At 46.0% G+C, this 12,773-nt stretch carries 14 protein-coding genes; 6 read left to right on the forward strand and 8 right to left on the reverse strand.

The genetic code is table 11. The features are described 5' to 3' along the window. Positions 1-141: 141 nt before the first annotated feature. The 3 genes from G3M70_00145 to G3M70_00155 all read left to right on the forward strand — a co-directional run bounded on the left by G3M70_00145 (position 142) and on the right by G3M70_00155 (position 2,729). Positions 142-765 (forward strand): thioredoxin domain-containing protein, encoded by a 624-nt coding sequence (locus G3M70_00145; GenBank protein ID QPJ60384.1) that lies wholly within the window; start codon positions 142-144, stop codon positions 763-765. Next, positions 762-2,363: a S41 family peptidase gene (locus tag G3M70_00150; protein ID QPJ60385.1), complete on the forward strand. Its 1,602-nt coding sequence runs from the start codon at positions 762-764 to the stop codon at positions 2,361-2,363. Before G3M70_00145 ends, G3M70_00150 begins: the two co-directional genes overlap by 4 nt. A 123-nt stretch (positions 2,364-2,486) precedes the next feature. Then, positions 2,487-2,729, forward strand: coding sequence for a hypothetical protein (locus G3M70_00155; GenBank protein QPJ60386.1), 243 nt, complete (start codon positions 2,487-2,489; stop codon positions 2,727-2,729). On the opposite strand, the gene G3M70_00160 is transcribed toward G3M70_00155, so the two are convergent. The 6 genes from G3M70_00160 to G3M70_00185 all read right to left on the reverse strand — a co-directional run bounded on the left by G3M70_00160 (position 2,724) and on the right by G3M70_00185 (position 8,137). Beyond that, positions 2,724-3,314 carry a hypothetical protein gene (locus tag G3M70_00160; GenBank protein ID QPJ60387.1) on the reverse strand — a complete coding sequence of 197 codons (591 nt, stop codon included), beginning with the start codon at positions 3,312-3,314 and terminating at the stop codon, positions 2,724-2,726. The genes G3M70_00155 and G3M70_00160 overlap by 6 nt on opposite strands. After that, on the reverse strand, positions 3,311-3,877 hold the full coding sequence (locus tag G3M70_00165; GenBank protein QPJ60388.1) for a hypothetical protein: 567 nt from the start codon (positions 3,875-3,877) through the stop codon (positions 3,311-3,313). Before G3M70_00165 ends, G3M70_00160 begins: the two co-directional genes overlap by 4 nt. Positions 3,878-3,945: 68 nt before the next feature. After that, the gene (locus G3M70_00170) at positions 3,946-5,223 is read right to left on the reverse strand and encodes a CCA tRNA nucleotidyltransferase (GenBank protein QPJ60389.1); all 1,278 of its coding nucleotides are present in this window, start codon (positions 5,221-5,223) and stop codon (positions 3,946-3,948) included. Between the two features lie 46 nt (positions 5,224-5,269). Further along, entirely contained in the window at positions 5,270-5,836 is a 567-nt protein-coding gene (locus G3M70_00175) for a hypothetical protein (protein QPJ60390.1), read from the reverse strand. A 29-nt stretch (positions 5,837-5,865) separates the two neighbouring features. Beyond that, complete coding sequence (locus G3M70_00180; GenBank protein ID QPJ60391.1) at positions 5,866-6,951, reverse strand: thioredoxin domain-containing protein; 1,086 nt, start codon at positions 6,949-6,951, stop codon at positions 5,866-5,868. 325 nt (positions 6,952-7,276) lie between these two features. Continuing rightward, on the reverse strand, positions 7,277-8,137 hold the full coding sequence (locus tag G3M70_00185) for an Mrp/NBP35 family ATP-binding protein (GenBank protein ID QPJ63652.1): 861 nt from the start codon (positions 8,135-8,137) through the stop codon (positions 7,277-7,279). A 453-nt stretch (positions 8,138-8,590) separates the two neighbouring features. Between G3M70_00185 and G3M70_00190 the strand changes: the two genes are divergently transcribed. After that, positions 8,591-9,007, forward strand: coding sequence for a DUF4399 domain-containing protein (locus tag G3M70_00190; protein ID QPJ60392.1), 417 nt, complete (start codon positions 8,591-8,593; stop codon positions 9,005-9,007). Between the two features lie 145 nt (positions 9,008-9,152). After that, positions 9,153-10,526, forward strand: coding sequence for a tetratricopeptide repeat protein (locus G3M70_00195; GenBank protein QPJ60393.1), 1,374 nt, complete (start codon positions 9,153-9,155; stop codon positions 10,524-10,526). 109 nt (positions 10,527-10,635) lie between these two features. On the opposite strand, the gene G3M70_00200 is transcribed toward G3M70_00195, so the two are convergent. Next, on the reverse strand, positions 10,636-11,550 hold the full coding sequence (locus G3M70_00200) for a M28 family peptidase (protein ID QPJ60394.1): 915 nt from the start codon (positions 11,548-11,550) through the stop codon (positions 10,636-10,638). Between the two features lie 53 nt (positions 11,551-11,603). Continuing rightward, positions 11,604-12,035, reverse strand: a complete 432-nt coding sequence (locus tag G3M70_00205; protein QPJ60395.1) for an NUDIX hydrolase — start codon at positions 12,033-12,035, stop codon at positions 11,604-11,606. Between the two features lie 298 nt (positions 12,036-12,333). Here G3M70_00205 and flgM point away from each other — a divergent pair, with 298 nt between their 5' ends. Further along, positions 12,334-12,654, forward strand: coding sequence for a flagellar biosynthesis anti-sigma factor FlgM (flgM, locus tag G3M70_00210; protein ID QPJ60396.1), 321 nt, complete (start codon positions 12,334-12,336; stop codon positions 12,652-12,654). Positions 12,655-12,773: the final 119 nt, after the last annotated feature.

Here is a 12,773-nt window from a genome sequence, read left to right on the forward strand (position 1 = left end):
CCCCAAATCGGTTTAAGCCGGGGTAAAATGAATTATAATGTTTCAGTACGTCTGAAACGGATACTTTTCAGCGGCCTCGGGTGGCCCGCACTTATTTAGATGGGCATAACATTTAGCCCTATAATTTCCCAGGAGATTTTCATGAGAACCCTCTTCACCCTGCTCATCATGTTGACTTTATTCATTCCCCAGGCCGGAATAGCGGCAGACGGTTCCCTCAAGGGAAAGTACAAAGTGATCGGGGACCTTGCCAAGCTCAAGGGCTTGAAACAGGTGGAAATGGAAGAGTATTTCAATTATTCCTGTGGGCATTGTTACAAATTTCTGGACACCTCGGAAAAACTTCACAAGCAGTTCAAGGGAAAAGTATTCCACAAGAAGGTTCCAGTTTACTGGGGAAACCAGACCCCCTACCCCGCTATGGCTTACTACATAGCTGACCAACACGGTATTGAAAAGAAATTCACTCGGGAGTTGTTCGACACGAACTTCCTGATGGAAATCAATATATTCCAACCGCGCGTTATCAAATTATTATCGCGGGACCACGGAATTGAAAAAGAATTCACCAGCGGCATGCAGTCGCCTGCAATCAAGCAACAAGTGGAACAAGGCATGGCCAAGGCCAAGCAATATGAAATTAATGAAACACCCACCGTTATCATCAATGGAGTTCTCAAGGTCACACCCAGTATTTCTGGAGGGTCTGTTGACCTGATGACGGAGAACCTTGCGGTGATTCTTGAAGACATTCTGAAGCAGTGACCTTATCCCCGCCCCAAAAGAGTAATCCGCCCCGGCGACGGTTTCCAATCCTGCAATTAGGGCTAGCTTTTGCCCTGGTTGTCGCCACCGTTTTCACCCCGTTAAAGCTGGAGCGAGCCGGATTTACCTCTGTTCAAGCTCAAGCCAGTTTCTTTAACAAAGAACTGGAAATATTTGAAGAGGTATTGGACCTGGTGGCGGATAAATATGTTTACCCGCCGGATTACCGCAAGCTATTTGGTTCTGTCATCGATGCCATGCTGAGTATGCCACCGGAAGGGGCACTTGAAATTACAGAGCATGGGGATGGGAAAACCATTGTGTCCGGCAGTAGTAAACTTATGTTCCACCTCAACTACAGTTACGATGACAATCTGAGAAGCGCCCGTAAAGTGTTTCGCTTCCTCCTTAAACATCATACTGATTCAATAAAAGAGGATCAGCTTGAGACCATCGCCATTCATGGAATAATGAGTTCCCTTGATAACTACTCGCTTTATCTGAACCCTGAGGAATTTGAAAACAGCATGCGAGACACAGAGGGGCAATATGGTGGCCTCGGAATGGTTATCACCCTGGAAGACCTGAAACTCACCGTTGTCAAAACGATGAAAGGTTCACCGGCAGAAGAGGCCGGGTTACTGAAGGGAGACATCATCACGCATGTCGATGGTGAAGAAATCAAGGGTATGCAGATTCACGAACTGGCCGCCCGGTTGAGAGGGTTGCCGGACACACAGGTAAAAATCCGTACCCTGAGACCAAAAACAGGAGAGAAAAGCCGCTTCACCATGACCCGGAGGGTCATTCACATTGAGTCCGTCGAATTCAAATGGTTAAAAGACGATACGGCATACATCAAGATCTCCAGTTTTTCCAAACGGACCAATGAACAACTGGAAGCGGCCCTCGAAAAGGCAACTGAAAAAGGCATGCGGGCGCTGGTCCTCGACCTTCGTAGCAATCCAGGCGGGTTGTTGAATCAATCTGTTCTCGTGGCCAGTCATTTTCTTGAAGAAGGGCGGCTCATTGTTTACACCCGAGGACGACATGTGCGCGACTCTCAGGAATACGATGCGATGTTTTCCGAGAGCCTGAGCAAACTACCGGTGGCTGTATTGATCAACGGGCATAGCGCCAGCGCCTCGGAAATTGTGGCGGGCTCTCTTCGTGATTCCGGGAAAGCGATCCTGATTGGAGAAAACTCTTATGGGAAAGGATCGGTACAGACCATCTTCAGAATGAGCGACGGCTCAGGATTGCGTCTGACCACCTCCAAGTACTTCACTCCCTCGGGAATCGACATTACAGAACAAGGGATTACACCTGAAATTCGTATTGAAAAAGATCTCCCCCCCGACCCTGAGGAAAAGCGTTCCACAGAAAAAACGAAGACCAAACGTAAACTCAGAGGGCTGGACCCCTTAACTGTAAAGGAATCGGAAATCCGCCAATATCTTAAATCAAAAGGCATTTCACCTGACCAGGAAATCGACTCGCAGGTTCACCTGGCCCGCATCGTTTTAAAAAATTCCAAACCGACGCGAAGCCATACGCTTGCCAAAGCGAGGAAACTGGTTCAGGATATGCACTTTTAACAACGACCCCAAACCTCTTAAAGGCTGATCTAAAGATCCGCGGCTCACAGGCCTTATAACCTGAATGTGTTAATGAGTTTAAAGAGGTGCACTTCAAACAAATCATCAGGGAATTTCTTTGCTATGAATATTCTGGATATCGACTGGGACAACAATAAAGTAAAAAGTGATTTTCAGGAATGGGACATTGTTTCAAACAATGCCAATAAATTCCTGCTTTGCCAACGGAAAGAGAACGGCCGATACCGTGCTGCTGAAGCGGATGTCAAAATGATGCACATCTGGGAGGTGAAAGAAATCCGTTACGAAGCACCGGGTGGCGAGAAGTTCGTTTTTGATGAAGACTCGGGAATTATCAAATTATAAACTGGCTTCCAGTTTGAGCTTTTTCAGGTGGGCCAGTTTTTCTTTTAACTCGTTCTTTGTTTTATCTGCAATGAAATTTCCTCGCAAGTCCAGCTTCTTAAGCCTGGGAAACTTATCCGACTGAGCCAAAGCCAAAGCTCCCGCATCGCGCACCTCATTCCAGCCCAGCCCCAGTTTTTCGAGCTTGGTCATCCCGACTGCACCTGCCAAGGCTACCGTACCAGCATCCATTAAATAATTATGTCGAATCTCAAGTTTCTTCAGGTTGGGGAAAGCGCCGGATTTTGCCAGCATATCCCCGGCTTTTTCTGACAACTTGCAGTAACGCAGGTCCAGGCTTTTGACTTTCTTTAACCTGTCTCCCAGCTTTAAAAGTTTTTCAAGACCCTCATCCCCAATTTTTTTCCCCGAGAGATTGAGCACTGTACCACCTCGTAAAAAACCAGCGGCAAAAACAGCGTCATAATCAATTTTCTTTTCATCAAGTTGCCCCAAAACAGGTGCCGTAAAACCGAGAAAAATGGCCACCAATAGAAACTTCTTAAACAAATGCAAAATTGTATGGTTTGTTGACGGTGTGATCATTCTTCATCCTCTTCATCGCGCCAGGAAGGGCGGTACACCATATCTTCATCATCCTCGTCATCTTCATCAACATAACCAAGGTCTTCCAGGTCATCAATATGCAAATGACAGAGACGTGTACGACACCGTGCATTTTTGAGTGCATCCAGGCCATCCTTTCGAATCCTGTTGCCTGAGAGATAGAGGTGGGTTACCTTTTTCAGCACTTCAGAATCCGCAATTGCTATCGCACCTTCATCCTCGATCAGGTTTCCATACAAACCCAGTTTTTTTAACTTGGCCATGTGTGGAGAAGTGGCAATGGCAACCGCACCTTCATCGCTGATCACGTTGCTGTACAGCTCAAGCTCATTCAGATTCTTAAAAATTTCAGATTCGGCGATTTCTTTTGCACCGACATCTCCGATATTATTATTTGGCAGACGCAGTTTTCTTAATCGCTTTAGTTGCTTCGACTGAATCAGAGAAGAAACACCCTTGTCCCCTATATTGTAATTACTTAAATCCAGTGTCCGCCGATCGGGGCTCAGGAATTGTTTGATGAGGTATTCAACACTTGCCATATCAGGAAACTTTCTCGTTTGAAAATGCGGTTTTTATTTTAGAGGGAAAGTATACCATACTGCCGTGTTCATCCTTCGGTGAGATACTTTTCTCTGACCCATGTCTTTTCATCCTCACGAGAATGAATTTTACCTTCGAGTCGCCCCCGACATAGTTCTTGAAACACCTTCTGGAATAAAGGACCCGGCTTGAGTCCCAGGGAAATCAGATCATCGCCTGTCAATGAAACGTGACTGGCTTCTTTAATATATGAGAAGTACCTGTCGACCCCCAACCCGATCGCTTTATTTTCTGAAACGGCCAAAAGCCAGTAAGCTGCCTCAATAGAGATAGAAGAAAAAGTCTCGTAAACCTCGACAGAGGAAACCGGTCTTGATTCTTCAAATTTATCTAAAACGCTTATGCAATATTCTCTGTCTTTTATCAGTTTTTCACCTGCGCCACCTTTAAGGCCAAACCGGTCCAATACCCGTAAAAACACCTTTTCGTCCAGGGACCATAACATCCCAAGCAACCAGATAAAAACCTGGTCGACCTCCCCGATCGAAACACGGTTTTCGGGCTTATTCGCTTCGATTCCCAACCGTTCGAGTTTTTGCCAGTCAACTTTTTCCCAGTAGATTTCCGGGTCAATTCCTTTTATCACTCCAAGTTCCTGTAGTCGCCAAAGGCAGGCGGTAACATCCTTTTCCATGAAAATCGCAACAAGCTCATTAAAGAGCCGGTGCCCACTGAGTTTTTCAATTACCGGGATGCCTGCCACCAACCATGTTTTGGTCTCCTGATTCAACGCGAAGCCAAGTCTTTGCTCAAACCGAATGGCGCGAAAAATTCGGGTTGGGTCATCAACAAAACTTTTGGGATGGAGAGCTCGAATAACCTTTTGTTCGAGATCCAGTTTCCCCTGATTGAAGTCCAGGAACAGATGGCATCCTTCAGGCTCCAGTTTGATCGCAAGACTGTTGATCGAGAAATCCCGTCGGCCCATATCTTCACGGATACTTCCAGGTTGAACGGTAGGCAAGGCAGCAGGTTCTTTATAAATTTCCAGGCGTGCCGTGGCGACATCCAGATGAGAGCCATCCTCAAGGTCCAGAACGGAAGTCCCAAATCTGGTGTGGGGGGTTATTTTGGCATTGAGTTCTGAGCCCAGTAATTCCGCGAACCTAAGTCCATCACCTTCCACCACCAGATCGATATCCAGGTTCTTGATTTGAAGAAGGAGATCCCGGACAAATCCTCCCACTACATATACGTGGAAATCATTTTTGGTCGCAAGCACAGCAACCCTGTCCAAAAGGTTACGGGTCGCAGCAGGCAATTGTTCCTGCATGAGTTGACGCATGGCGATTCCTGGATGCTTTGAAAATGGCAGGCGGGTTAAGACCAAATCAAACCTGGTCTTTTGCCACTATCTGAATCAGGGTGTTGAACCTTACTTTGCGAGGCATTGTGCAAACCCGGTTGTCACAGGCCCGGAAAGTGAGAAACCCACGAACCGGATGATGACCTGGCCCCAGATTACCGGGAACAACATAAGTACGCTTGAACTCTGCACGATCTAAATGCACTTTAACCATGCGGTTTAATATCTGGTCTTTCATAATGGTGGGAGTCGATTCCTTCCAGTCTTCCCCCACATCGGTCAAATTGGTTTTCAGGATTATACGGGTTGGCAGGGTGGGATCATCCTGGGACTCCAGGGAATAAATGTGCCAACCCTCATCAAGCGAAACCACCAGGTTTAATTCAAACTGGTCATCCGGTCTCAGGACTTCCTGGTCGCTGAAGGCTTCAACCCTGATCCCCGCAACCGATTTCTCGTTTTCACTGTCGCTATGAGACGAATTCCAATCGAATCCAACCGCAGGGGTCGACAAGGCCATGGACATCAGAACAGTAAGGACGATTCCACAGGGCCTTGGGGGAATAATCTTTTTGTAATTTTCTGTGTGCATTTTTCCTGAAAAATTTCCTGACTACCAGGTCATTGGGTCAGATACTTTTCAATGACTTTGACAAATTTTTCCTCAGGCACCGCGCCAGAAAACATTTCTCCAGAGACGGTCCCTTGACCAGGATTGTATTGACCAATGATAAATGTCGGAGTGCCTCGAATCCCAATCTTAACCCCAGCCTGAACATCTTCCTGTACCCGTTTTCGATACTTACCAGCAGACCAGCAATCTTCAAAACCCTTTATATTTTTTACGCCAGCTTTACGGGCAAGATTAAAAACACCATCGGGTCCATTGGCAATAGCAGAGTTTTGATAGACAAGATTATGAAACTCCCAGAATCGCCCCTGATCCCGGGCACATTCTACTGCCTCCGCCAGACTGGTGGCCTCTTTGTGCAAAGGCAAGGGGAAGTGTCGATACCCAAACTGAACGTCGTTGGAATATTTTTTTCTCAACTTGGCCAGGGTTGGTTGAACCCGTTTACAGAAAGGGCATTCAAAATCAGAGTATTCCAAAAGAAATACCTTTCGACGGGAATCCGTTTCACTGGGAAACCAACGCATTGCAGTTCCCAATCCAACAACCAACTTAAAATCGGATGGAGGAACAAGGTAGTTTTTAACATATCCCAGGCTCGCTGCTCTATTAAACTTTTCGGCTACCTGTTTGAGATATTTTTCCCGTTTGAGTCTCTTGAGATAGTCCCGGATATTTTCTTTCCATTGCTCCAGCGGCCCCATGGATCTGACCTCGGGAGTGGACTGGTAAAATTTTACGATTTCTTCTTTGGTGACCTTAGGGGTTCCTGACAATTTTAAATCAGGATATTTTTCACCAAGGACCTTCATGGTTTTCTCAACCAACTTGCGCTTCTGCAATTGAAAAACCTGAACCATAAGTTCATGAACCTGCGCATCGCGAAGATCATTCAGATGAATTGTTTTTCCTTCCACCACCGCAACAATCGGGTTGTTGGAATAAACAGGACTATTTAAACTTTCTTCAAATTCGGTTGCGTGGCCTGAAACTCCTGCAAAAAAAACGGAGAGCAATGTAAAAATAAAAAAAGCAGGGCCCTGCCGGAAAACTTTCGAAAAACCAATTGGCACCATATTTTAAAAACCTCGAAAAGACCGGAGCGCTTCCGGCATTACCTAAAAAGAGTCCTTTAGTTATTTGGAAAAACCGCCAGAGGGTTAAAATCATCTACCCCCTGAAACTGGGAACTCCAATCCCCCGCTCTTTTATTATCCAATAAATCCACCAGTGATCGCAAATGGATTGTCGGGTTTGGGCTGTATTTGAGCTCAAATGACGGGAAACAGCTTGAAGATGGCTTTACAAGAGGTTTAAAAAATTTTCAAACTAATACCTTTTCAGGAAGGGCACACCATAGATTCCCCCGTTTTTTCATTTTAAAACCACAGTAACTCGTCTTTAGGATTGCAAGGATTCTTCAGGATTCAAGAACTTGTGGCAATTATCCGCGAGTTGTAAAAAGGCTTTCGCTGCTGCTGAATCCGGTCGAGAAAGCACTACCGGCTCTCCATCATCGGAACGCAATGCCACTTCCGGGTCCAGCGGAATACTGCCAAGGTAAGGAAGAACCAACTCTTCCGCGAGCTTTTCACCACCACCGCGTTTGAAAACATCGATCTGCTCATTACAGTGTGGGCAGGCCATCGTCCCCATATTCTCGATAACTCCTACAATCGGAACATTACTGTCGCGAGAAAAAGAAATCATTTTTCGCGCATCCAGCAGAGCCAGGTCCTGGGGTGTCGTGACAACTATACAGCCGTCAACCTCACCAATGAAATCTATGATGGTGATCTGTTCGTTTCCGGTTCCTGGAGGCAGATCAATCAAAAGGTAGTCCAACTTACCCCAATTAATATTACCTAATAATTCAATAATAAAATCGTACTTAACCGCATCACGCCAGGCGATATGCATATTGGGATCTTCGATCAGGAATCCCAGTGAAGCCACGCGTAACCCGTTTCTGGTTTCGAATGGGACAATTCCATCTTCTTCCGATTTTAAACGGACGGACTCGGCGTTCAGTAATTTTGGAATATTCGGGCCATGCAAATCTGCATCGGCAAGGCCTACTTTAAATCCCCTGTCCGCCAATGCCACAGCCAGATTTGTTGTGACCGTACTTTTGCCAACACCGCCCTTATTACTGCCAACTATCAGCTTAAATTTAACATCGTTCATCCGATGGTTTACGATCCACCGGTTATGTTCATTATGATCCGCCTTGCAATCTGTATCGTTGTTGTACTCACACATTTCACATGTGTGCAAAAGTCGACATTCTCCTGTAACCGGTAAATCCATCAAACCCTCCTGTGGTTCCCTATTCAATCAAAAAACAAACGTTGCCAATCCCGCAACGGGACCTGGCAACGACCGGTGTTATCCATAAAAAAGCAGTGTCTGGATTATATACCCTTTTCGGGCCTTAGCAAAGCTTACCCCCCTATATTTAGTAGCAGTTTGCCCCATTCACCCTCTCCTCCCAAAAAAGAAAAAAAACTTTGAATCCCGACCCTGATTATGGTGATCTAAAAGGGTCAGTGGAACTTCTGAAAAATTATTGGGGAAGCTGATGCAGACGTCAGCGGAAGGGACACCCTACCTGGTTCCTATTCCACTTTCCCGAAGAGGCCCGGCAACAGGATGTCACCGGTCTGAAAATCCAATCAAAACCATTTTCATCAATCCTAGGAGGAAGTATTTGTCATGACGAAATTCTTTTTTAAAGCAAGCGTTGCTGCCGTTTCCCTGCTGGTACTGGGACTCTCCTCTGCACAAGCAGATGGAAACTCCGTTACCATTACTGAGCCTGCAGACGGCGCTACCGTTTCCAGCCCTGTAAAAGTTTGCATGGAAACTCATGGAGTATCTGTTGAGCCTGCGAAAAAGGGCGTTAACGACGGCAAAGGCCATCACCATTTGCTGGTTAATGTCGACCTGCCTGCAGACCTGAGCAAGCCAATCGGGAAAGACGCTCAGCACATCCATATGGGCGATGGTTCGACCTGTAAGGAAATCAAACTGGATGCTGGCAAGCACAAAATCAGTGCCTTGTTCGCAAAAGGGAACCATGTACCTTACAACCCTGCCATCACCACGACGGTAAACGTTACAGTAAAATAAGTTTTTATTTTTAAAAGCCCTCCCATTTATTGGGAGGGCTTTTTTTTTGAGCTTTCACAAATCATTTGAATTCGGTTGTATTCGTGACGGCCCCTCTTATACAATCTAATGATCGGATTAATTTCTTAATGATTGAGGAGGCTTGATGAAACGGAATTTCTGCTTAAAGTTACGCCGGGCAATCGGGCAATTTTTCTTGATCTCCCTGATATGGAGCCAGCTATTCACATCGGCCAATGGCTTTGAAGTAAATAAGGGGGCTTTGGCTTTACTTATCGCTAAAGATGTTAAGGGCGAGGTTATTGGTACCGGAACGGGATTTGTTGCCGAACCCACTGGATTACTGGTCACCAATTATCATGTCATTCTGGACGCAAATACAATTGAAGCTGTTTTCCAAAATGGAAGGCGGGTCGGTATTCAGGGAGTCAACAACCTCAACCGTCGGCAGGATTGGGCTATCTTGCAACTGGAAAAAGGCTTCTACTCCACACTTGAAATCGGTGACAGTGCCGCTCTAAAAAACTACGACTACACAACAGCTCTCGGGTTTCCTTCCCAACGTGTCCATAGGGAACAAAACGGCCTGATCGGCCCCCTGGTACAAACCCATGGATTTGTTCTCGGAATACACCCCCAGGCCTTACCCGACTTTTCCTTTATTTACACCAGCACCCCCTTCGACCCCGGCTATAGCGGTGGCCCTCTGCTCGATCAGGATAATAAAGTGGTGGGACTGGCAACCCTGGAAGGTCGCTCAATAAACCTCGCTCTCCCCATTGAATACGTTAAGCCATACCTAAAACCATCTTCACCAAAAACATTGACCGCCTTGCGCAAGGAAGATCAAAATTCTCCCGAAGCGCTCTATTACAAAGGAAATTTTGCACTGTATGCCCTGGGTGATTCCGAAAAAGCCATTGAGTATTTTGAGCAATCGCTATCAAAGGACTCCTCCTTTATTCCTGCACGGTACGACCTTGCGGTGGCTTATCGTGGTTTGGGGCAAACTGATCGGGCTATTGCGGAATACGAGAAAATAATTAAAGCCAACCCAAAGTTTCCTGAAGCTCTGTCCAATCTCGGAGGTCAGTATTTCAGAAAAGGAGAAACAGAAAAAGCGATCAAGTATTTCACACAAGCCTTGCAGGTATATCCTAATTTCGTGCAGGGGTTATCCAACCTTGGCGCCGCTCTTAATAAAGTCCAACGTTTTGAAGAAGCCCTTCCCCACCTGAAAAGAGCCACCGATCTAGACCCCGAGTTTGCTATCACACAATTCAATCTGGGGAACAGCTATTTCGGGTTGGGACAATTCGAAAAAGCAGAGCATGCCTTCAACACAGCGAGAACCCAGGGAGTGGACTTTCTATCACTCCACTGGAAATTATACGAAATATATAATAAATCAGACCGGCAAAAAGAAGCGATTCGCGAGCTCGAAATGATTCTCGAGATGGACCCCATGAATCAGGAAGCTGCAGAAAAACTGAAATCTCTAAAGCCTCAAATCCATTAAAATCTTTTGATAAACTTACAGAAGTTTTTTGAGTCGTTTTCAATTTCTTTCTGTCAACTCCTGGTTAGCCAACAATCCCATGCGGTAACCCGGACAGGTGACAAGGAAATCACATCATTGCGACTGCTTCTGTTACCACATTAAAAACGATATAAAGACTCTCATCTGAACATTTATCCAGCGTATCCTCCTGTGTATGCCAGTGAGGGTAATCAAAATCGATGAGAACCGCTGCGGGGATGCCAACCTTCAAAAACGGTAAGTGATCATCACGGATGGTATAGCGTGGACGCGGGGTGAACTGCCGGTACTTCAACCGATGGGCTGTATCAAACAACAGATCCACAAGCCAGGGTGCCCCTTCATTCGAATATACTTCCTTGTATATTTTCAGATCCCGATCCGCAACCATATCCAGCACAAGCACACAAAATGGTTTTTCATCTTCACTTCTTCGGCTGACACCCTCCGCATAATGTTTTGATCCCAAAAAATAATTGTTGGAAAACTTTACGCCGTAATCTTCCCCGTCAAAAAATACGAGATGTACCGGGCGGCGAGGTCTATGTTCTTTGAAGTATTCGGCGAGCGCCAATAACAGTGCCGTACCCGAACCTCCATCGTTGGCACCGACGATCGGTTTCTTCTGGTTTTCAGGATCTGAGTCTTCATCTGCGAACCGACGTGTATCGAAATGAGCTCCGAGTAAAATGGGACGACCTCCTTCCGTTCCCTCAATCTTGAACTCCAGATTGAACATGGGAATAATCTGCCCCTCTTCAGTCTGGTAATTAAACGGCAATTCAGCGACAGAATCGGCATGCTGTAACCCGATAGTTTTGATGTATTGACGCAGGTTTGCATGTGCTGGACTACCTGGAGGTCTTGGTCCAAACTCCACAATATTGCTTAAATGCTTCCACGCGATTGCTTTGAAATCTTTTTCCACCGGGGCCTGCTGGGCCGCTACCCCCTTTACGCCAGACAACAGGATCAAAACCACCAACCATAGAAAATTCTTCATAAAACCTCAAAAAGTTCGATCATTACTTTTTTACCAGCTAACTGACACCAGAACTAAAAATGCTCGAAAAATGGATCCTCCCCCTCAAACCTGAAACGTCTGTAATCTTCAATTATTCTCTCATGGTCAAACGCTATCGGTCCAGGCAGTTGGTCTACCCGAACAATGCGACAAGTTTTGGCATCGCTGGATGCCGTTGGTTCTCCCTCCACAACACGGGCCAGAAAAACGGTCGTGATGTTGTGCTGGCGTGAATCCCTTTCCGGATCAGAATAGGAGTGAAACTGCTGAAGTAGTTTGACCTTAAGCCCAGTTTCTTCAAAAGATTCTCTTATAGCGGCTTTTTCCAAGGTTTCTCCATAGTCCACAAAGCCACCGGGTAGCGCCCAACCATAGGGAGGGTTCTTCCTCTCTATCAACAAAATTCTCCTGTCCTCCCACTCAATAATGACATCCACTGTCGGGATCGGGTTTCTAAACTCCATAACTCATTAGTTTTAAATGGTTTTTAGTTTATTGAAAATCAGCCCAAAGATTGCTGCCTTGACACTAAAGATATCAACAAGTTAGCCTAACAACGGTAAATTTGGGTCATATAGGGGGAAAATTTTTCCGGGGACCCCTTAAGTTTGCTCCAAGTTCCACCGATATGTAGTAAGTGAAGCAACCAGGGGGCCGGGCACTTGCCCTAACCGGCATCGCCTTATATAATAGACAAACGGTCGGTAGGCCACAACCTGCAAGAAATCAAGACCTCGTTAAAAACGAGGCAGGCTTTTAAAAATGGAAATCCCAAGTAACGAATTCAGAATAAAAAACAGAGCGGTTCAGGAGACCCGCGATTCCGGTAAAAAACCGGCAGCGGCCAAAACTGATGCACCGCCTTCAGCGCCCGCAGGCAGTGAGCAAATAGCTCTCTCCTCCCGGGCTGTATTGATTCAAAAAGCCCACGAGGCGGTTAGCAACTCTGCTGACATACGGGCTGAAAAGGTCAATGCGATCAAGGAAAAAGTTCAAAATAATGAGTACCATGTTTCCTCTGACGTTTTGGCTGAAGCGGTCTTGCAGGAGATTATTTCCGAGTCGCAATTCACAGATCTCTAGTCGATTTGACAGATTTCTTAAACCAGCCCTAAAAAGGGCTGGTTTTTTTTATTGGCAAATAGGCTTAATAGGCTTGTCCCGCCAGCCCCTGTTATGGTAGATTACCTATCTTTATTTAC

Source organism: Candidatus Nitronauta litoralis, from assembly GCA_015698285.1.
Taxonomy (GTDB): Bacteria; Nitrospinota; Nitrospinia; order Nitrospinales; family Nitrospinaceae; genus Nitronauta; species Nitronauta litoralis.